The organism is Halomonas sp. Cn5-12, assembly GCF_021532545.1.
GTDB lineage: Bacteria > Pseudomonadota > Gammaproteobacteria > Pseudomonadales > Halomonadaceae > Vreelandella > Vreelandella aquamarina.
In genome coordinates this window covers 22,068-42,071 of record NZ_JAKGAY010000016.1, presented here as the reverse complement: position 1 = coordinate 42,071, position 20,004 = coordinate 22,068, and the positions used below count along the sequence as shown (strand labels likewise).

16 protein-coding genes are annotated in these 20,004 nt (G+C 60.5%); 8 read left to right on the top strand and 8 right to left on the bottom strand.

Features of this window, described 5'->3' with window-relative positions:
- Positions 1 to 134: 134 nt before the first annotated feature.
- From edd to L1249_RS10315, 4 genes are read left to right on the top strand one after another with little or no spacing between them, the layout of a single operon-like run.
- Complete coding sequence (gene edd / locus L1249_RS10330) at positions 135 to 2,024, top strand: phosphogluconate dehydratase (RefSeq protein ID WP_235253562.1); 1,890 nt, start codon at positions 135 to 137, stop codon at positions 2,022 to 2,024.
- A complete protein-coding gene (gene glk, locus L1249_RS10325; RefSeq protein WP_044629365.1) occupies positions 2,024 to 2,989 on the top strand; it encodes a glucokinase in 966 nt (321 codons plus the stop codon). Before edd ends, glk begins: the two co-directional genes overlap by 1 nt.
- 16 nt (positions 2,990 to 3,005) lie before the next feature.
- Positions 3,006 to 3,875: an aldo/keto reductase gene (locus L1249_RS10320; RefSeq protein WP_044629366.1), complete on the top strand. Its 870-nt coding sequence runs from the start codon at positions 3,006 to 3,008 to the stop codon at positions 3,873 to 3,875.
- Positions 3,876 to 3,919: 44 nt separating this feature from the next.
- A complete protein-coding gene (locus L1249_RS10315) occupies positions 3,920 to 4,885 on the top strand; it encodes a carbohydrate kinase family protein (RefSeq protein WP_044629367.1) in 966 nt (321 codons plus the stop codon).
- Positions 4,886 to 4,906: 21 nt separating this feature from the next.
- Here L1249_RS10315 and L1249_RS10310 read toward each other — a convergent pair whose 3' ends face one another.
- The 4 genes from L1249_RS10310 to zwf all read right to left on the bottom strand — a co-directional run bounded on the left by L1249_RS10310 (position 4,907) and on the right by zwf (position 9,465).
- The gene (locus L1249_RS10310; protein ID WP_235253561.1) at positions 4,907 to 6,388 is read right to left on the bottom strand and encodes a glycoside hydrolase family 32 protein; all 1,482 of its coding nucleotides are present in this window, start codon (positions 6,386 to 6,388) and stop codon (positions 4,907 to 4,909) included.
- 211 nt (positions 6,389 to 6,599) lie between these two features.
- Complete coding sequence (locus L1249_RS10305; protein WP_044629369.1) at positions 6,600 to 7,262, bottom strand: bifunctional 4-hydroxy-2-oxoglutarate aldolase/2-dehydro-3-deoxy-phosphogluconate aldolase; 663 nt, start codon at positions 7,260 to 7,262, stop codon at positions 6,600 to 6,602.
- Positions 7,263 to 7,304: 42 nt separating this feature from the next.
- Entirely contained in the window at positions 7,305 to 7,970 is a 666-nt protein-coding gene (pgl, locus tag L1249_RS10300) for a 6-phosphogluconolactonase (RefSeq protein ID WP_044629370.1), read from the bottom strand.
- Between the two features lies 1 nt (position 7,971).
- The gene (gene zwf / locus L1249_RS10295) at positions 7,972 to 9,465 is read right to left on the bottom strand and encodes a glucose-6-phosphate dehydrogenase (protein WP_062360298.1); all 1,494 of its coding nucleotides are present in this window, start codon (positions 9,463 to 9,465) and stop codon (positions 7,972 to 7,974) included.
- Positions 9,466 to 9,790: 325 nt separating this feature from the next.
- On the opposite strand from zwf, the gene malE reads away from it, so the two are divergent.
- The 4 genes from malE (at position 9,791) to L1249_RS10275 (ending at position 14,006) form a co-directional block, all read left to right on the top strand.
- Positions 9,791 to 10,978 carry a maltose/maltodextrin ABC transporter substrate-binding protein MalE gene (malE, locus tag L1249_RS10290; RefSeq protein ID WP_235253560.1) on the top strand — a complete coding sequence of 396 codons (1,188 nt, stop codon included), beginning with the start codon at positions 9,791 to 9,793 and terminating at the stop codon, positions 10,976 to 10,978.
- Between the two features lie 62 nt (positions 10,979 to 11,040).
- Complete coding sequence (gene malF, locus L1249_RS10285; RefSeq protein WP_235253559.1) at positions 11,041 to 12,600, top strand: maltose ABC transporter permease MalF; 1,560 nt, start codon at positions 11,041 to 11,043, stop codon at positions 12,598 to 12,600.
- Positions 12,601 to 12,610: 10 nt separating this feature from the next.
- The gene (malG, locus tag L1249_RS10280; protein ID WP_044629373.1) at positions 12,611 to 13,501 is read left to right on the top strand and encodes a maltose ABC transporter permease MalG; all 891 of its coding nucleotides are present in this window, start codon (positions 12,611 to 12,613) and stop codon (positions 13,499 to 13,501) included.
- A gap of 238 nt (positions 13,502 to 13,739) precedes the next feature.
- Positions 13,740 to 14,006 carry a DksA/TraR family C4-type zinc finger protein gene (locus L1249_RS10275; RefSeq protein WP_044629374.1) on the top strand — a complete coding sequence of 89 codons (267 nt, stop codon included), beginning with the start codon at positions 13,740 to 13,742 and terminating at the stop codon, positions 14,004 to 14,006.
- Positions 14,007 to 14,091: 85 nt separating this feature from the next.
- On the opposite strand, the gene L1249_RS17490 is transcribed toward L1249_RS10275, so the two are convergent.
- From L1249_RS17490 to malT, 4 genes are all read right to left on the bottom strand, one after another.
- Positions 14,092 to 14,214 (bottom strand): hypothetical protein, encoded by a 123-nt coding sequence (locus L1249_RS17490; protein ID WP_268825193.1) that lies wholly within the window; start codon positions 14,212 to 14,214, stop codon positions 14,092 to 14,094.
- Positions 14,215 to 14,328: 114 nt separating this feature from the next.
- Complete coding sequence (gene ugpC, locus L1249_RS10270) at positions 14,329 to 15,444, bottom strand: sn-glycerol-3-phosphate ABC transporter ATP-binding protein UgpC (RefSeq protein ID WP_235253558.1); 1,116 nt, start codon at positions 15,442 to 15,444, stop codon at positions 14,329 to 14,331.
- Positions 15,432 to 17,111, bottom strand: coding sequence for an alpha-amylase family glycosyl hydrolase (locus tag L1249_RS10265; protein ID WP_235253557.1), 1,680 nt, complete (start codon positions 17,109 to 17,111; stop codon positions 15,432 to 15,434). Before L1249_RS10265 ends, ugpC begins: the two co-directional genes overlap by 13 nt.
- Positions 17,112 to 17,258: 147 nt before the next feature.
- Positions 17,259 to 19,979: an HTH-type transcriptional regulator MalT gene (malT, locus tag L1249_RS10260; protein ID WP_089675458.1), complete on the bottom strand. Its 2,721-nt coding sequence runs from the start codon at positions 19,977 to 19,979 to the stop codon at positions 17,259 to 17,261.
- Positions 19,980 to 20,004: the final 25 nt, after the last annotated feature.

Here is a 20,004-nt window from a genome sequence, read left to right as displayed (position 1 = left end):
CCTTTCGGGTAATAAAACTACAACTTAATCTATAAATAGCGTTTTTATTGCCGTAAAGTCTCTTATATCGACGCCATAAGATGTAAAATAACTACAAATCTGGATTCACCGTCTCTACACATGCAGAGGTCTCTATGCCTGGTTCAACACCCGCCACACTCAATCCTACGGTTGCTAAGGTTACCCAACGCATTCGTGAACGCTCTGCCGAGCGCCGCGCTCTCTACGAGCGCCGCATGGCCGACCAGCACAAGCGTGGCGTGCATCGTGCCGAGCTCTCCTGCGGCAACCTGGCCCACGGCTTTGCTGCCTGTAGCGCCCAGGAGAAAGACTCCCTGAAGCTGATGAACAGCGCCAACCTAGGGATTATTTCTTCGTACAACGACATGCTCTCGGCCCACCAGCCGTTCGAAACCTTCCCGGAAACCATCAAAGCGGCCGCCCGCGCCATGGGTTCTACCGCGCAGTTTGCCGGTGGCGTACCCGCCATGTGCGATGGCGTAACCCAAGGCCAGCCGGGCATGGAACTCTCGCTGTTCTCCCGCGACGTGATTGCCATGGCCACCGCCGTGGGCCTGTCGCACAACATGTTTGATGCCGCTCTTTACCTCGGCGTATGCGATAAAATCGTTCCCGGACTATTCATCGGCGCGGCGCGTTTTGGTCACTTGCCCGCCATGTTCGTACCCGCAGGCCCGATGCCGAGCGGCTTGCCGAACAAGGAGAAAGCGCGCATTCGCCAGCTCTACGCCGAAGGCAAGGTGGGCCGCGAGGAGCTGCTGCAGGCGGAGTCCGACTCTTACCACAGCCCAGGCACCTGCACCTTCTACGGCACAGCCAACTCCAACCAGCTGATGATGGAAGTGATGGGCCTGCACCTGCCGGGCACCTCGTTCGTCAACCCGGGCACCGAGATGCGCGAAGCGCTCACCCGCTACGCCACCGAGCAGGCCATTCGCAACACCGAACCCGGCGGCGAGTACCGTCCGTTCTATAAGCAGATCGACGAGCGCGCCATCGTCAACGCCGTCGTTGGCCTGCTTGCGTCTGGCGGCTCTACCAACCATACCATGCACCTGATTGCTATGGCGGCAGCGGCGGGCATTACCCTCAACTGGGATGACTTCACCGATCTGTCAGCGGTCACGCCCAGCATCATGAAGGTGTACCCCAACGGCCAGGCGGATATTAACCACTTCCAGGCAGCGGGCGGCATGAGCTACCTGTTCCGCGAGCTGCTGGGCGCGGGCCTGCTCCACGGCGATATTCCCACGGTGTTTGGCACCGACCTGACCGCTTACACCCAAGAGCCCTTCCTGGAAGATGGCAAAGTGGTATGGCGCGAAGGCCCGGAAAACAGCCTGGACGAAGAAGTGCTGCGCCCGGTCGCTACACCCTTCGCCCCCACCGGCGGCCTGACCGTGATGAAAGGCAACCTGGGACGTGGCGTCATCAAAGTCTCGGCGGTAGCCGAAGAGCACCGTGTAGTAGAAGCGCCGGTGAAGATCTTCGAGGATCAGAACGAAATGAAAGCGGCGTTTGAGTCGGGCGACCTGGACCGCGACGTCATTGTGGTGGTTCGCTTCCAAGGCCCCAAAGCCAACGGCATGCCCGAACTGCACAAACTCACCCCCTTCCTGGGCGTACTCCAGGACCGTGGCTTCAAAGTTGCCCTCGTCACCGATGGCCGCATGTCTGGCGCATCGGGCAAAGTGCCCGCCTCCATCCATATGAGCCCGGAAGCGCTCGACGGCGGCCCGCTGGCCAAGCTGCGCGATGGTGACGTGGTACGCCTGGATGCCAACGCCGGCACGTTGGAAGCCAAAGTAGACGCCGCCACCTGGGCCGAGCGTGAGCTCGTTGTCGCCAATTTGGATCACTACCATGTGGGCCTGGGCCGCGAGCTGTTCTCGGGCTTCCGCCACTTGGCAATGCGCGGCGAAGAGGGCGCGGGCTCGTTGGGCGGCTTCGAAGCCGACGATCTCGCTCGTCAAGAAGGTCAGATTTTTCAAGAGGACGCCTGATGCGACCGGCATTAATCGGGGACATTGGCGGCACGAATGCTCGTCTGGCGTTGGTCACGCCGGGCGAAGTCACGCCCCACGACATTCTTAACCTACCCTGCGCCGATTACCCCGGCGTGATCGAAGCGATTCAGGACTATCTCGCTCGGGTAGGCGCAACGGGCGATAACGCCCCGCAAGAAGCCTGCTTGGCGTTCGCCTGCCCGGTGCACGCCGAGCGGGTAAAGATGACCAACAACCATTGGGACTTTATGAAAAGCGACGTTCAGCAGGCGCTGAATCTGTCGCTGTTCAAAGTCATCAATGACTTCACCGCCCAGGCGTTGGGCGTACCCCACGTAGGGGAAGATAACCTGGTGGAAGTGCAGCCTGGGGAAGCCCAGTCGCACTCGACCCGCTTGGTCATCGGCCCCGGTACAGGTTTGGGCGTGGCCGGGGTGTTCCCCGGCCAGCACGCCTGGATTCCGCTGCCGACCGAGGGCGGCCACGTCACCTTTGCGCCTACCGACACCACCGAACGCGCGCTGCTGGACGTGTTCTTACAGCGCCACCAGCGGGTGAGCGTCGAGCGCATTCTGTGCGGCCAGGGGCTGCTAGAGCTATACCAAGCCCACTGCACCCTGGAAGGCCAAACGCCGCGCTGCGAGACCCCCGCCGAAGTGACCCAAGCGGCCAACCAGGGCGATGCCCTGGCCACGGCTACCCTGCTGCGCTTTTTGAAAATTCTCGGCGACGTGTGCGGCGATGCCACCCTGACCATGGGTGCGCGCGGCGGCGTGTATCTCTGCGGCGGTATTCTGCCCCGCCTGTTGGACTGGCTGCCCAAGTGTGAGCTGCGCGCAAGCTTTGTCAATAAAGGGCGCATGGGCGCTTACAACGCCGACATCCCGGTGAGGATTGTGACTCACCCGTGGACCGGCCTGCTGGGTGCCGCCGAAGCGCTACATAACGAAGAAGTCTTTTAACAGATTGGAACACGCCATGGCTGCTGTAACGTTCAACGTGCCGTTTGTACTCGGCATGATGCGCCTGCATGAAGCGCAAGAGATGCACCAAGCGAGCCACTTGGCCGACTGGATCGAAGCTCGCTTAGAACAGGGTTTGCACTGGTTCGACCATGCCGACATTTACGGCAACGGAGCATGCGAAACGCTGTTTGGCCAAGCGCTGCGCGCCCGCCCGGCCCTGGCCAAGCGGTTGAATGTCGTTACCAAAGCCAGCATCGCCAACGACAATCCGGCACCGGGTTCCGGCAAGATCAAGCACTACAATGCCAGCCCGGAGTACCTAAGCCGCGCCATTGACGATGCGCTGGGCCGCTTGGGTGTCGAGCGTCTGGATCACTTTCTGATTCACCGCCCGGACCTGCTGATGGACGCCGCCGCAACAGGCCGTGCGCTGGATGACGCCATAGAGGCAGGCAAAATCGGCGCGGCGGGGATTTCCAACCATCTGCCCAGTCAGTGGCGCCGACTGCAACGCCATATGCATCACCCGCTACGCGCCAACCAAATCGAGCTTTCGATTGCCCATAGCGCGCCGTTGTTTGACGGCAGCTTTGACGACCTCGGTGCCGATGGCCATGCGCCCATGGCGTGGTCTCCGCTGGCGGGCGGCCAACTGATGCAGGGTGAAGTGAGCCGCGTATTGAACCGTTTAGCAGGCGAGCTTAACAGCACACCCGGCGCGCTGGCGCTGGCCTGGCTGCGCACCCTGCCCGGCCGCCCAGTACCGGTGGTAGGCAGCGTGAAACCGGAGCGTATTGCCAATATGCTGAACGGCCCGGAAACGCTGCCCAGAGAAGCCTGGTACGAACTGCTGGAGGCCGCCCGCGGCCACTGCGTCGCTTAGTACGCTCACTCAACATTGATGCCAATAATGACAAGGAAAGACCTATGACACCGGTGATTGCTTTCGGTGAAGCCTTGATTGATATGCTCTCTAGCCGGTTAGGCGATAACACAGGGCAGGAAACCTTTACCCCCTACGCTGGCGGCGCGCCCGCCAACGTGGCGGTGGCCTGCGCGCGGCTCAACGTTCCCAGCCAGTTTTTGGGCATGGTGGGTGACGATACCTTTGGGCACTTTCTCATCCGTGAGCTGAAAAGCCACGGCGTGGATACCCAGGGCGTCGTGCTTACCAAAGAAGCCCGCACGGCGCTGGCGTTTGTCTCCCGCGACAGCAGCGGCGAGCGCACTTTCGATTTCTACCGCCCACCGGCCGCCGACCTGCTCTACCGCTTGGAACACCTTCCCCACGGCGTGTTCGAGCAGCCCGCCATCGTTCACCTATGCAGCAACAGCCTGACCGACCCCGAAATTGCTGAGACCACTCTCGCGATTGCCGCCATGGCCAAGCGCGCAGGCTGCCTTGTGAGCGTGGATGCCAACCTGCGCCACAACCTGTGGGCAGAGGGTGCGGCAGATCCTTGGCTGGTCACCGAGCTGGTCGATAGCGCCGAGCTGGTCAAAGTCTCTCTCGAAGAGCTGGACTACCTGCGTGGCGACCACCCACCTGAGGCGTGGTTAGCCGAGCGCATGGCCGCAGGGGTGAAGGTGATTGTGATTACCGACGGCCCCAATAATGTGGTACTCAAAGGCATCGGCATTGACCAAACCGTGACGCCACCCAGCGTCACGGCCGTCGACACCACCGCCGGTGGCGATGCCTTTATTGGCGGCCTGCTCGCGGAGCTTTCAAGCTACGGCATCAGCGAGAGCTGGCACCAGGACAGCGCGTTGCTCACCCGCGCAGTGGACATTGCCTGCCGCTGCGGCGCCCACGCGGTCACCCGCCCCGGCGCCTATGCCGCGCTGCCCACCCACGCTGATATTGAAGCCCTGCGCAGCTCGGCAGGCTAGCACTGAGCGTCGTCGAGGCTGCTACTCGACGGCGCTTTGGATGCCCCCTTCTGCCACCTCCACCCGCCCGCTGACGACTTCCAACGTCACCGGCTGACGGCGATGATCGACAAAGCTAACCTGAGTGATGCTGCGCTGTTCAGTGGCCCCGTCGACCAACATTTCCAGCGTGCCGTGATCGCACCACCACGTTACCGTCACCGTTAACCCATCGACGCTGCCCGCCGCGTGGTCGCAGGCAAAGTGCTCATCAAAGGCGGCCTGACCGTTACTCCCTTGACGCTCATAGTGTAGCGACGTTGTTGATTCACCTGCGGTCAGCCATAGCCGCTGCTGATAGCCCTGCTGCAGCGACAGCGCCAGCCTTGTGCCTGCTTTAAGCACCAGCGTCAGCTGGCCGTAAACCGCCGCGCCCTCTGGCAAAGCAATGCAGTGCTCCCCTGCCGTTTGAAGCGAACGAGGCGATATGTGGCTTGGGGCGCTGAGCGCTTGAGCTGCTTCGCGAGCAAAGCGCTGTCGTAACCGCACCCCACGACAAGTCGCACGCAGCGTCAGCTCTCGCGGCAAGCTCATGGTGCCCCGCCAGCCCGTTTCGGGGGCATGGTTGGCGTACTGCCAGTTGTTCAACCACGCCAGCGCAAGCTGCCGCCCGGGGGTATTCGACCAGCTCTGCATCGCGTAGAAATCCCGCCCTTCGTCCATCATCAGCACGACGTCGGCAGCGTTGTCATTGGTGAAATGCTCGCCATCGAACGCGCCAATGAAGTACTGGGTCAACGAGCCAAACGGGTTATCCGGCGTGGCGCCAATGCCCACCACCAGCACCCAGCGGGTGGCGGGCTCATTCGGCCCAGCGCCGTCCACCGGCAGCTCGAACAGGTCCGGACACTCCCAGGGGTGCTGAGTATGCGCGCCCTCGCCTTTGCCAAAGGCGCTGGCAAACTGCCACTCCAGCAGGTTATGGGAGGTATAGAAGTGAATCTCCTGCCCACAGGCCAGCGCCATCACCCAGCGCTGGCTAGGGCCATGCCAAACCACTTTAGGGTCGCGAAAATCTTTAAACCCAGGCGGCGGCAGAACCGGATTCCCCTCGTAACGCTGCCAGGTACGGCCCCTGTCGCGGCTATACGCCAAGCACTGGGACTGCTGGTAATCTTCTGGGTCATCTGAGAGCACCCGGTGGCAGGTGTAAAACGCCAGCAGCCCCGGCTGGCCGTCAAACAGCCCCGTGACATCGTGCTCATCCACCACGGCGCTACCCGAAAAGCAAGCGCCGTCTTCGTTGGGTGCCAGCGCGATGGGCAAATGCTGCCAGTGGCACAGGTCGCGACTGACCGCATGCCCCCAGTGCATCGGCCCCCAGACGGTGCTGAACGGGTGGTACTGATAAAACAGATGGTACTCGCCCTCGAAAAACACCAGCCCGTTGGGGTCGTTCATCCACCCCATCGGGGGAGTAAAATGCAGCGCAGGATGCTGAGGCTCAAAATCCGCTAACGTCATGCTTAAAACCTTAACTTAATCGGTCAACTTAATCGTTTAAGTTAGCGTATCACGCCTATTAACTAACGGAAGTATCCCCTTTAGGTGTAGACGTAAAAAAGCCCGAGCATGGCGACATGCTCGGGCAAACGTCTTGCTCACACGACCCGACATCAGTGAGGCAAGTGACGAGAGTGCTCGGTACTGTGTTTTACATAAGTGGTGGAACCGTTTAGTGGTGGAAACGCTCCGCTGCTTGGCGGGCCAGTTCGCGAATGCCGTCCCAATCTTCGGCATCGACCATTGCTTTCGGCGTCAGCCAGGAGCCGCCGACACACATCACGTTGGGTAGTGACAGGTAAGATTCAGCGTTATCAACGGTGATACCGCCCGTGGGGCAGAAACGCGCTTCAGGAATTGGCGCGCCGAACGCTTTGATCGCCTTGGCACCGCCGCTGGATTCCGCGGGGAAGAACTTGAAGCGGCGGTAGCCGTACTGCCAGCCGGTCATCAGCTCAGAAATGGTAGAAACGCCCGGCAGCATCGGCACGGGGCTCTCTACGCCGTAGCGGTAAAGCGCGTCGGTGGCACCTGGCGTAACAACGAAATCAGCGCCGACTTGCTCGGCTTGGCGATATTGCGCGGGCGTCAGCACGGTGCCGACCCCAATGCTGGCACCCGGTAGCGCCTCTTTCATGCGCTTGATGGCTTCCAGGGCGCAGTCGGTACGCAGGGTAATTTCCAGCACGGTCAGGCCGCCTTCGACCAGAGCTCGGCCCAGCGGCACGGCGTCTTCCAGGCGCTCGATGGTGATCACCGGGATCACTTCGGCTTTTAGGCAGATGCTGTCTAGCTCGGCGGTGCGCGTTGAGGGAAGCTGTTTATCGATGGTCATCAGTGAGTCTCCAAGCAAATTGTTATTGGCGAAGGCGGTTTATTAGGGCGCCCAGTAGATCGCCAGCGGGCAAGATAGAAACGCGCGAATCGGCAGCGTGCGAACATCGTCACCACCCATGGCGTTGGCCAATACGGCACGCTTATCGTCGCCGGTGATATGTAGAATGTGGCGCTTCGCCTGATGCAGGCGGTCCGCCGAGAAGGTAATACGCGGCTGCGGCTGGCTGGGGGTGCGCACGGCCACTAGCGGCTCATCGGTAGAAAGCGCTAGGCCCAGCTCTTGGCTATCGGGGAACAGCGAAGCCGTGTGGCCATCGCCGCCCATGCCTAAAATGACGACGCTCGCGGGCCAGGCAAGTCCTGCCGTTGCTTCTGCCACCGCTGGCACGCCCTCTTCCGGGGTGCCAGCGTCCGAGGTGAGCGGCACGAAGTTAGCCGCCGCCGCCGGGCCCTGCAGCAGGTTCTCGCGCACCAGCTTGGCGTTGCTGTCGCTGCTTTGCTCATCTACCCAGCGCTCGTCGGCCAGGGTGATATCTACCCGCGCCCACTCCAGCGGCTTTTGTGCCAGCGCCTTGAAAAACGGCACGGGCGTTGAGCCACCGGAGACCACCAGCAGCGCACGTGATTGGTTGACAAGGTCATCGGCTAGCGCCTGATAGACGGCTTCCGCTAGCTGCTCGGCTAGCGCTTGACGTGCTTCGCTCATGTTAATAATCCTCGTACCAGCTGCGGCCATCCTGGGTAATCATGGCAATAGAGGCGACCGGCCCCCAAGAGCCTGCCGGGTAGCGGCGCGGCGGGGTTTCGCGTGCTTTCCAGCCGCTGATGAGCTGGTCGCACCAGCGCCACGCGTGCTCCACTTCATCCCGGCGCACAAACAAGTACTGCTGGCCTTTCATGACTTCTAGCAGCAGACGCTCGTAGGCATCCGGGATACGCGATTTCGGGAAGGCGCTGTTGAAATCCAGGTGCAGCGGGCCAGGGCGCAGGCGCATGCCTTTATCCAGGCCGCTATCCTTGGTGAGCACCTGAAGGGCAATGCCCTCTTCCGGCTGCAGGCGGATAATCAGCTTGTTGGAGGCGATGCCGCGCTGGTCCGGATCAAAGATGTAGTGCGGTTGCTGACGGAAATGAATGACGATTTGCGACAGTTTCTCCGGCATCCGTTTACCGGTACGCAGATAGAACGGCACGCCAGCCCAGCGCCAGTTGGACACTTCGGTCTTCATGGCCACGAAGGTTTCGGTCTGGCTTTGGGTGTTGGCGCCCTCTTCTTCCAGGTAGCCCGGCACGGCCTGGCCATCGCTGGTACCGGCAATGTACTGGCCACGCACCACGTCGCGGCCCAGCGCTTCGCCGGTAAACGGCTTCAGCGCCTTGAGCACTTTTACCTTCTCATCGCGGATGGCATCGGCATCCAGGTTGGAGGGCGGGTCCATGGCGATCAAGCACAGCAGTTGCAGCAGGTGGTTCTGCACCATATCCCGCAGCTGGCCCGCATCATCAAAGTAGCCCCAGCGGCCTTCAATACCCACTTTTTCGGCGACGGTAATCTCGACGTGGGAGATATGGTTCTGGTTCCACTGAGTGCCGAACAGCGGGTTGGCAAAGCGCAGGGCGATCAGGTTTTGAACCGTCTCTTTACCCAGGTAGTGGTCAATGCGGTAAATGCGTGATTCAGGGAACACGGCACCGATGGCGTCATTGATCTCTTCTGAAGAGGCCAAGTCATAACCAATCGGCTTTTCCACTACCACGCGGGTATCGTCATCCAGGCTGTTGCTGGCCTGGAGATTGCGGCAAATGTCGCCATAAATACGCGCGGCGACGGAGAGGTAGACCACCATTGGGCGCTTGCTGCCTTCGCGCCACTGGCGAATGGCGTCGTAGCCCTCTGCGGTGGCAAAGTCGAGCTTGAGATACTCTAAGCGGTTCAGGAAGCGTTCAAGGCTTGCCTTGTCCTGCTCCTCTTTTTTCAGGCGCTTCTGCAGCGCGCCCTTGACCAGCTGACGGAACGCGGCAGTGTCGTGCTCCTGACGCGCCAGCCCCATGATCCGCGTGCTTTCGGGCATTAAGCCTTCGCGGTCAAGATGATACAGCGCAGGAAACAGCTTGCGCATGGCAAGGTCGCCTAGCGCCCCAAAAAGCGCTAAATCAATAGCGTGATTCGGATCGCCCAGCGGGGCATGTGACTGGCTCATCTCAGCTCCTATTTATAATTAGGCCATCTAATGTAGTTAGATTACCTAAAATCTATCTCATATGAGGCACTATACACAATAATTCGTGTAATTTTACTACAAAATATTATCGCCTGCTGCCCTTTCCGGTGGGTTTTACAACGACGATGTCGCGCCCTGACCGCCTACGCTTCTACCTTTACTCTACGCCCCTTGGATACGCCACCCCTCCTCCCCCCAAGGAGGAGGTGGCCTTGCGCTGAATTAGAGACGCTGGCAGTGAACAAAGCACGTCCAACAACGAACGTGCCCGACAACAACAACGTCACAACGAGGTATGCACATCATGGCAATGGTTCGTCCATTTTTCACGCCGCTGCTCGCCGCTACGCTAGCAGCCACCGCCACACTCCCCGCCTTCGCCTTTGAGGATGACCGTTTAACCATCTGGATGGGCGACAATAAAGGCCAGGAAGGCATCCGCGCGGTCGCCGACCAGTTCTTAGAAGAGACCGGCATCGAAGTGGAAGTCGTGTTTCCGGACAACCTGACCGACCGCTTCCAGCAGGCGGCAGGCAGCGGCCAAGGGCCGGATATCGTGATTTGGGCCCACGACCGCATGGGTGAATGGGCACAGAGCGGCCTACTCAAACCGATTGCACCCAGCGACAGCTTCCGTGAAGCGTTCTACGACTTCACCTGGGAAGCCGCGCTGTGGAACGGCGATACCTATGCCTACCCGATTTCCGTGGAATCCCTTGGGCTGATTTATAACAAGGCGTTAGTGGATACCCCGCCCGACAGCTTCGCGGAACTGATCGAACTGGACGCCACCCTGGCCCCCGAGGGTAAAAAGGCCATCCTGTTCGACTACAGCGAGCCCTATTATGGCTGGACCCTGCTGGCCGCCAACGGCGGTTACCCGTTCAAGCAAACCGATAGCGGCTATGATGTCAGCGACATTGGGGTCAACAATGCCGGTGCCCTACAGGGGGCCGAGCTGCTGGTGGAGCTGATCGATAGCGGCGTAGTGCCCCGGGGCACCGACTACAACCTGATGGATACTCGCTTCAACCGGGGCGAAGTCGCTACCATGATCAGCGGCCCCTGGGCGTGGCCCAACCTGGAGCGCAGCGGCATCGATTATGGCGTGGCGCTGCTGCCCCGGGTAGGCGACGAGCGCGCCCGACCGATGTTTGGCGTGACGGCCGCGATGATCAACTCCGCCACGCCCAACGACTTCCTGGCGGTGGAGTTTTTAGAGAACTACCTGCTCAGCGAAGAGGGTATGCGCACCTTCAACAGCGATGGTTCGCTGGGTGCGGTTGCCCATATCAACTATCAGGCGGAGCTGGCGGATAACCCCAACATTGCCGCTACGCTGGAAAACGCCGAAGTGGGCATGCCGATGCCCAACATTCCTGAAATGGGTGCGTTCTGGGCCGCCATGGAGCCAGCGCTGCAAAACATCGGCAGCGGGCGCCAATCGCCCCAGGAAGCGCTGGATGCCGCTGCACGGCGCATGCGTCAGTAGCCTCTCTTTTTTGCCCATCTGCCCAGCGGCATTAGCCGCTGGGCAGCTTTCAGGAAGCCATCATGTATACCACCAACGCGTCTCGTGGCCTTCCCCGCCATCGCTCTCGCCATCTTACTGAACGCTACACACGCTGGGCCATGCGTGGCGTGATTGCTGTTTTGGTGATTGCGCTACTTTGGTTAGTCTTGGCCTTTCATTTGAACGGCCAGTGGATGTTCGCACTGCTGTTTCTGCTTCTCGGCGGCTCGCTGGGCGTGGTCTTCACCAAGCGTTCGCTGATGAGCCACCGCTATATTTTCCCAGCCGTGGCAGGGCTGGGGGTGTTCGTCATTTTTCCACTGATCTACACCTTCGGGATCAGCTTCAGCAACTACAGCTCCACCAACCTGCTCTCGGAAGAGCGGGTGCGCGACCAGCTCATGAGCCAAACCTATCAAGCGGAGGGTAACGCCTTTGACCTAGCGCTCTACCCCGAAGGTGATTTGGTACGGCTCTATTTAGAGAGCCCTCAGGGCCAGCGGTTCGTGTCTTCCCCACTCAATTTGGCCAATCAGGAAAACCGCCAGATTGGCGTTCAGGCCACCGATGCCCCACCCGCACAGGAAGCGCTGGGCATGCGGGCCGTTATTCAAGCACGGGATGCCCTGCAAGGCTTGCGGCTGGTCACTCCAGACGGCAGCGAACTGCGTATGGCGGGCTTGCGCCAGTTTGCTCCGATGGTGAACCGCTACGAAGCCCGCGAGGATGGCGCGCTATATGACCGTCGCGATGAGCGGCTGCTCACGCCCGACCCCAGCATTGGGTTTTTCGTGGCTGACGACGGCGAGCAAATCACCCCCGGCTGGCCAGTGAACATAGGCTTAGCCAACTACACCCAGATTTTTACCGACCCGGACATTCGCGGCCCGTTCATGCAGATTTTTGTGTGGACCTTCGTATTTGCCGCCCTCACCGTGGTGTTTACCCTGGCTGTCGGTTTCGTACTGGCGTCACTGCTGCAGTGGGATCAACTCAAAGGCAAGGCCATTTACCGTACGCTGCTGATTCTGCCCTATGCGGTGCCAGCGTTTATCTCGATTCTGATTTTCAAAGGCATGTTCAACCAGCACTTTGGCGAAGTGAACATGATTCTGGACACCTTGTTTGGGGTGCGCCCCGAGTGGTTTACCGACCCGTGGATGGCACGCAGCATGCTGCTGATCGTGAACACCTGGTTAGGCTACCCCTACATGCTACTGCTCTGCATGGGCTTGATTCAGGCCATTCCCCAGGATTTATACGAAGCCTCGGCGGTAGACGGCGGTGGCCCGCTCACCAACCTGTTCAAAATCACCCTGCCGCTGATCATCAAGCCGCTCACGCCGCTGCTGATTGCCGCCTTTGCGTTCAACTTTAATAACTTCGTGCTGATCGCGCTGCTCACGGGTGGCAACCCGGACATTCTGGGCGCCAGCACCCCGGCGGGCACCACCGACCTGCTGGTGAGCTACACCTACCGCATCGCCTTCCAGGATGCCGGACAGAACTTCGGCCTCGCGGCGGCCATTGCCACACTGATTTTCCTGCTGGTGGCGGGCATGTCGCTGCTCAATTTGCGCCTTTCCAAAGTGAAGGTATAGGAGGTTACACATGGCCATGGTTCAACCCCGCTCCGTTGGTGTGCGCCGCCTAGGGGCGCACTTAGCGCTGATCTGCTTTGTATCGCTGATTGTCTTTCCGCTGCTGCTGGTCATCTCGATTTCATTTCGCGAGGGCAACTTTGCCACCGGCAGCCTGATTCCAGAAAATTTCTCGCTGGAGCACTGGTCGCTGGCGCTGGGGATTCCTTGGGAGCGGCCAGACGGCACCGTAGTGCAGCCGCCCTTCCCCGTGCTGCTCTGGCTGTGGAACTCCATCAAGGTGGCGGTGGTGTCGTCGGTGCTGATTCTCATGCTCGCTACCACCAGCGCCTACGCGTTTGCCCGCATGCACTTCAAGGGCAAAGCGCCGCTGCTCAAAGGTATGCTGATTTTTCAGATGTTCCCAGCGGTGCTCTCACTGGTGGCACTGTATGCCCTCTTTGACCGGCTGGGGCAGTTCGTCGGTTGGCTAGGCATCAATACGCACGGCGCGCTGATTGTGGCTTCGCTGGGTGCGGTAGCGCTGCATATCTGGACGATCAAAGGTTATTTCGAATCCATCGATGGCTCGCTTGAGGAAGCTGCCATGGTGGATGGCGCCAGCACTTGGCAAGCGTTTCGCTACATTCTGCTGCCGCTCTCTATCCCAATCTTGATGGTGGTGTTCATTCTGGCGTTTGTGATGAGCATTATGGAGTACCCCATGGCCTCGGTACTGTTGGTCGACGAGCACAAGCTGACGCTCGCCGTGGGTGCCCAGCAGTACCTAGCCGACCACAACCAGCGCTGGGGTAACTTCGCCGCCGCTGCTGTTCTCTCCGGCCTACCGATTACCGTGGCGTTTTTGATCTGCCAACGCTGGATTATCGGCGGTTTAACCGCAGGGGGTGTGAAGGGTTAAGCAGGAACTTACTAGGCTGTTTCCTCGCTTGAGCATGTTGCTCATGACCGGCGCTCATCAGCGCCGGTTTTTTATGGGTTAGGTAATCTTTAGCACTACCGTCGTAACTACTGCCGTGATCGTTCATGCTAAGAAGCCCATTGGCGGCCCAAGGAGTTAGGTTTTTGGACTGATGGTGCGTTCTTCTCGTTACTGCTATGTTGAAAGATTGTTCTTGGCTGAAGCGAGGAGCGCGATTATGGCGGGTGGATGGGCGAAAGATGGCGCTGAACACGAGCAGATGGAGAGCACGCTGGAGGATGCGGTGCAGCGTGCGCGTAGCCAATTACCCCGCGGCGAAAGTCTTGAGTTTTGTGAGGAGTGTGGCGACCCCATTCCCGAAGCACGCCGCAAGGCTATTCCTGGCGTTCGACTCTGTGTGGTGTGTCAAGGTGAATTGGACAAAAAGCAGTCGGCTTATAGTGGCTACAATCGTCGGGGCAGTAAGGATAGCCAACTGCGTTGAATGGGGTTGTATGTCTACGCGTCCTGGTCGGTGTCCGGCAACTGCTTGAAATAGACATAGCGGTGAAGGCGAATCGCTGGGCGAATCAGCATTCGAGAGCGACGGTGTTGCCGTCCGGTACTTGGACGTCGGCGGGCGTCATGTCAGCCAGCGCGACGTGACTGAAGAATGCAATCAAGATAGCGGCAAGAGTATGCTGGATGGTCATTTCAGTCTCCTTGGGTTTTGTATCAACCGCTTTAAATAGCGGCTGTATAGGGGATACACACAAGGAGACCGATTGGATGCACTCTTTTTAAAAAGAGTTTAATGATTTAAAAAATTATCGGCTTACCCCATCCACCGTGACTTGGCGTGGGCAGGCGTTGCCGTTGGAGTCAAACAGATGGCAGCGCTGGCCTGCGATTCCCAAGCGCGAGACCTGGCCCTCCTCCAGCCGCGTCAGGCCATCCAGGCGCTGGGTTAAAGGGGTATCGATACCCGCCACCTGCCAGTGGGCCAGAGTTTCATAGCCCAGCTTTTCGGCCACCATCAGGGTCGCGCTCAGCGTTGCATCCGCTTGCTCAGCCGCCACGAAGTCTTCGGCACGCAGTCCCAGGGTGGCCCTATCGCCTGCCTGGAGCTGCTGACCGTTGACTGCCACCGGCAACGTTTCACCGCTATGCAGGCGCACCACGGTCTGACGCTCGCCGGGGTCGACCACCGTTACCGGCAGGGTATTGATACGCGGCGAGCCGATGAACTCGGCGACTTCCAAGGTGGTAGGAAAGTGATACAGCGACAGCGGCGCGCCTACCTGGGCAATACGTCCTTTCGAGAGCAGCACGATACGGTCGGCCAGGGTCATCGCCTCCACCTGATCGTGGGTGACGTAGATCATGGTGGCGTTCAGGCGCTTGTGCAGCGCGGCGATCTGTACCCGCATATCCACGCGCAGTGCGGCATCCAGATTGGAGAGCGGCTCGTCGAACAGAAACACTGCAGGCTCTTTGACCAGGGTGCGGCCAATAGCGACCCGCTGGCGCTGGCCGCCGGAGAGGTCTTTGGGCTTGCGCTCCAGAAGCTCGGTGAGGTGCAGCATCTCGGCAGCGTGCTCCACGCGGCGGCGAATTTCCGCTTTGTCGGTGCGCGCCAGCTTCAGGCCAAACGCCATGTTCTCGGCCACGCTCATATGCGGGTAGAGGGCATAGGATTGGAACACCATGCCGATGTCCCGCTCCTGGGGCGGTATCTCGTTGATACGCTGACCATCGAGCTGCATATCCCCAGCGGTGATGTCCTCCAAGCCCGCGATCATGCGTAGCAGCGTGGATTTACCGCACCCGGAGGGGCCCACGAAAACGACGAACTCGCCGTCTTCGATGGTGAGGTCGATATCTCGTGAGATTTCGACACCATCGAAGGATTTACCGATACCGCTGAGGGTTAAACGTCCCATGGCGCATCCTCCTGGGTTTGCGGGCAGCGGGCAATCGCCACCCCAAACGGCGGCAGCGTCAGCGTACCTGCTTGCCACTCGCCGTTTAGCCACTTAGGCGCATCCCCCAGCGCTTCAGCACCCTCGGGAGCCGGGCGGGTCACGGTTTGATCGCTAAAGTTCAGGGCCACCAGCAGGCGTGTTTGCTGATAGGTGCGCTCCAAGCAAAGCACCTCATCGCGTACCGGGTGATAGCGCACGTCGCCTTTAACCAGCGCAGGCTGCGTGCGGCGGAAGGCTAAAAACGCGCGGTAGGCATTGAGCAGAGAATCAGCATCTTGCTCTTGTTGATCCACTGCCAAGCTCGCGTGGGAATCGGGCACCGGCAGCCAGGGAGTAGCGCTGCTAAAGCCCGCATGGCGGGCGTCCGCCTGCCAGGGGTGCGGGGTGCGGCAGCCATCGCGACCTTTATAAGCAGGCCAGAAGGTGATGCCCGCCGGATCGACAAGCTGCTCGAAGGTCAGCTCCGCCTCGGGCAGACCCAGCTCTTCGCCCTGATAGAGGCATACGCTGCCCCGCTGGCTGAACAGGAACACCAAATAGAGGCGCAGCTTCTCCAGCTGCCCTTCCGCCTGCCAGCGAGTTGCTAGCCGCGTTACGTCGTGATTTCCCAACGCCCAGCAGGGCCAGCCATCGCCAATGCGCGCTTCCATTTCAGTAAGCGTTTCGTGCAAATAGCCGGGGTCGGCTTTATCGGTCAGCAGGTTGAACGAGTAGCACATGTGCAGCCGCTTGCCGCCCTGGGAGTACTCCGCCATCACGCCGAGCGCGTCATCGTCGCCCACTTCGCCCACGCTGGTGGTGCCGGGGTACTCATCCAGCAGCGCCCGCAGCCGCTCCAGAAACAGCAGATTTTCCGGCTGGGTTTTGTCGTATTGGTGGAGCTGATAGCCGTAGGGGTTATCAGGGCGAACGCCCAGGAAGCTCTCGATAATTTCCTGGCGCGGCGGGTTGTCTTTTAACTCGCCGTGGGTGCAGAAATTCACCGCATCCAGCCGGAAGCCATCCACGCCGCGCTCCAACCAGAAGCGCACCTCTTCCAGCATGGCGTCGACTACCGCAGGGGTGCGGAAGTTAAGGTCCGGCTGGCTGGCCAGGAAGTTATGCAGATAGTACTGGCAGCGGCGGGTATCCCACTGCCACGCGCTGCCGCCGAATACCGACTGCCAGTTGGTGGGCGGCGCGCCGTCGGGTTTGGGGTCGGCCCATACGTACCAGTCGGCTTTGGGGTTGTCGCGGCTTTGGCGGCTCTCTTCGAACCACGCGTGCTGGTCGGAGGTGTGGGACATCACCTGATCGATCGTCACTTTCAGCCCCCGCGCGTGGGCCGCTTCGACCAGGCGGTCGAAGTCTTCCAGCGTGCCGAACATGGGGTCGACATCGCGGTAGCTGCTGATGTCGTAGCCGAAATCTTTCATCGGCGAGGTAAAAAACGGCGACAGCCAAATCGCATCGACGTTCAGTGAGGCGATGTAGTCGAGCTTATCGATTACCCCTTTCAAATCGCCAATGCCGTCGCCGTTACTATCCATAAAGCTGCGCGGGTAGATTTGGTAAATCACCGCGCCGCGCCACCAGTCTGCCCCCTGGCTGCCAACGTAGTGAGAAGTAGAAGGTGTCTGCATCATGATCCTTGTCCTTGTTATTGCCGTCGGCATCTCGATGAATAGAGAGATGACCCATGGTCGGCATGATGCAGGCTACGCCGCTCGATAGAATCCTCCCCCACTGGGCATACCAGGCGTAGGCCCGGGGAGGAGTGGTCACACGGCGCCTTACTCCCCCTGGATATGCGCCAAGAGCTGTCCGGCCAGGGCAATGGCCTCGTCCCGGCGGCGGATATTCTGCTTTTGGTAGAGGCTGCGGATATGGGTTTTGATGGTGGTCGGTGCTACCGAGAGCTGCTCGGCAATCTGTTCGTTGGAGAGCCCGGCGTGAATCAGCCCCAGGATTTGCCATTCGCGGCGGGTCAGCGGCGAGGTGCGGATCAGCTCTGGCACGTCGGGCCTCGCGACAATATCCGCGATGACCGTTTCATCTAGCATTAAGCGTCGGGCGCAGCCGAAATCCTTCTGTTGGCCCGCCAGCGCCAACAGCCGTTCTGCCCTCGCCTGCTCTAAAGCCGCTAGCGTGCCGCTGGCGAGTAAGCCGTTGAGCAGTTCCCCAAGCGGTTTCCCCAAGCGCAGAAAACTGCCTACCAGCGCGGTACGGGAAGCCAAGCTGAGCGCTTGATGCATGTGGTGGCGGGCTTGCGTCTCCTGGCCAGCCGACCACGCAGCGGCCGCGAGGCAGAGCTGATTGCGGTTGGCATCGGTAACCAGCCCTAGTCTTTGAGTATGCACTTCGAGCGCTTCCAGAAGCGTGCGGGCCTCCTCGCACTGGCCCAACAGCGTGAGCGCTCGGGCGTGGTTGCGCACGTTGCATTGGGCAAAGTGGTTGGTGGCCCCTTCGGTAACGGGAGCGGGCGCTTCTTGGCGCCAGCGCTCTACCGCGTCGAGGTCTTGCGTGGAGTGCCACCAGGCCAGCAGCGTGGCGTGGGCATTGGCCACCCAGTCGATATGGTAATCGCCTTCGGCGAGGATTTTACGCAACCGCCGGATATGGTCGGCGCACTGGGCCTGATCGCCACGACTCTGGGCAATTTTGGCCAGTTGAATATGGCACTGCAGCGTCCAGCGCTCGCCCTGGTTATCCAGCACGGCAATGCCTTTCAGCGCGGCCTGCTCGGCTTCATCCAGGCGGTGCCACTCCCAGAGCACCTGGCTGCGAATCCGGTAGAGAAATTCCGCCACGGGCAGGTGCTCAAGCTCTGCTCGCTCCAGGTGGGCAAAGGCGCGTTCTTGAATATCGTAGGCAGCCTGCAAGCGCCCCTGGGCCACCAGCGTTTCCGACTGATGGCAGAACGACCACAGCAGCAGCTGATGATCCTCACGCTGACGTGCCAGACGCTCCACCTCGCGCACCCGCTGCAGCGACTCATCCAGATAGCCCAGCACAAAGCGCGCCTCGCTCAAAATGGCTGTCGCGGTCAGCGGTGTGGAGGCTAAATAGCGGGCGGGCACGGCCAGCGCCTGTTCGGCGAGCGGAGCGGCACGCTCGGCGTTGCCTTGATTGATCGCTAACTGGGCACGCAGGGTGGCAAACTCCGCGCTCAACACCTGCCACTCGGGCACCTCAAGCTGCGCTTCGATCCAGCTAATCACCCGTGCGGTGATATCAAACTGAAACTGCGCGTGGGATACCCAGCCGTAAAGCAGCACCAGCTCTGGGCGTGTCGAGATTTGCGGCTCCCCCAGCAACCCAAGCCCTTGAGCCAGCAGCGCGTAGGCCCCGCTGGCAAGCAGTGCAGGCCCTTGAGAAACCAGCAGGCTAGCCACATCGCCAGGCGATTCGGCCAAAATGGCTTGTCGCAGCGCCATTACCGGGTCGTTGAGTGCTAGCCAGGCTTGGCTGGCCCGCTGGTGCAGCGTGCGCTGGGTGGCCAAGCTTAGCTCGTGACGGCGGTGGCGCAGGTACTCACCAAACAGCCGTTGAAAGCGGTACCACTGAGCGTGAGGGTCGGGCCGCTCGATAAATAGCCCCGCCTGTTCAAAGGCTTCCAACCGCTGGGTAAGCCGCTCGCCCTCCAGTAGGCGCGCCATCAATTCAGGGGTAAAGCGCTCCAGCACTCCAAGCTGCAGCAGGAGTTCACGCTCTTCAGGGGGCAGCGCCTCGGCCAGCCGTTCATCGAACCACGCCACGAAATCGGGATGACCGCCGTTTAGCCGCTCGACCAGCGCATCGAATCCCGCGCGGGTCGTCGTACGCTCCACCAGCCAGTTCAGGGCCATCACCCAGCCGCCGCTTCGACGCAGCGCCCGCTCCAGGCTCACCCGAGTAGGCGGAAAACTGAGCTGCTCGGCGCAGAGAGTTTGCGCCTCTTCGCTATCGAAGGCCAGGGCGCTAAGGTCGATCTCTTCAAGCTCGCCGCGTAACCGCAGGCTGGCAAGGCCCAACGCAGGGCGGGAGCGGCTGGCCAGCGTTAAGGTCAGCCAGGGTGGCTGGTGGCGTAGCCAGTGGGCCAGCCCGGCTAAAATATCGGGATGGGTAAGGTGCTCAAACTCATCCACCACCAACCGGCAGGCTGCGCGCTGTTCAGGCAGCTCGGCCAGCCAGCGCTCCAACTGCTCAACACACTCTTGCTCATCGCACTCTGCCCCTTCGGCCAAAGGCGACAGCGGCGTATGGTCGCCTAGCAGCGACTGGATGGCCGCTTGCCAGTAGCTCAAAAAGCGCTCGGGCTGGTTATCGCGCTGATCCAAACGAAGCCAGGCCGCCTCTTGTTCCAGAGCCGGTAGCCGTTCCGCCAGCAGCGTGGTTTTGCCATACCCCGAAGGCGCTTGCACGACCAGCAAGCGTATCCGCTCGTTCAACGCGAAGAAATCGTTCAGGCGCGGCCTTGCCACGACGCTCAGTGGCAGCGGCGGTGCTTTTAGCTTTTCTTGAAGCAGCGGCATGGCCCTCTCCTTTCACTACCCAAAA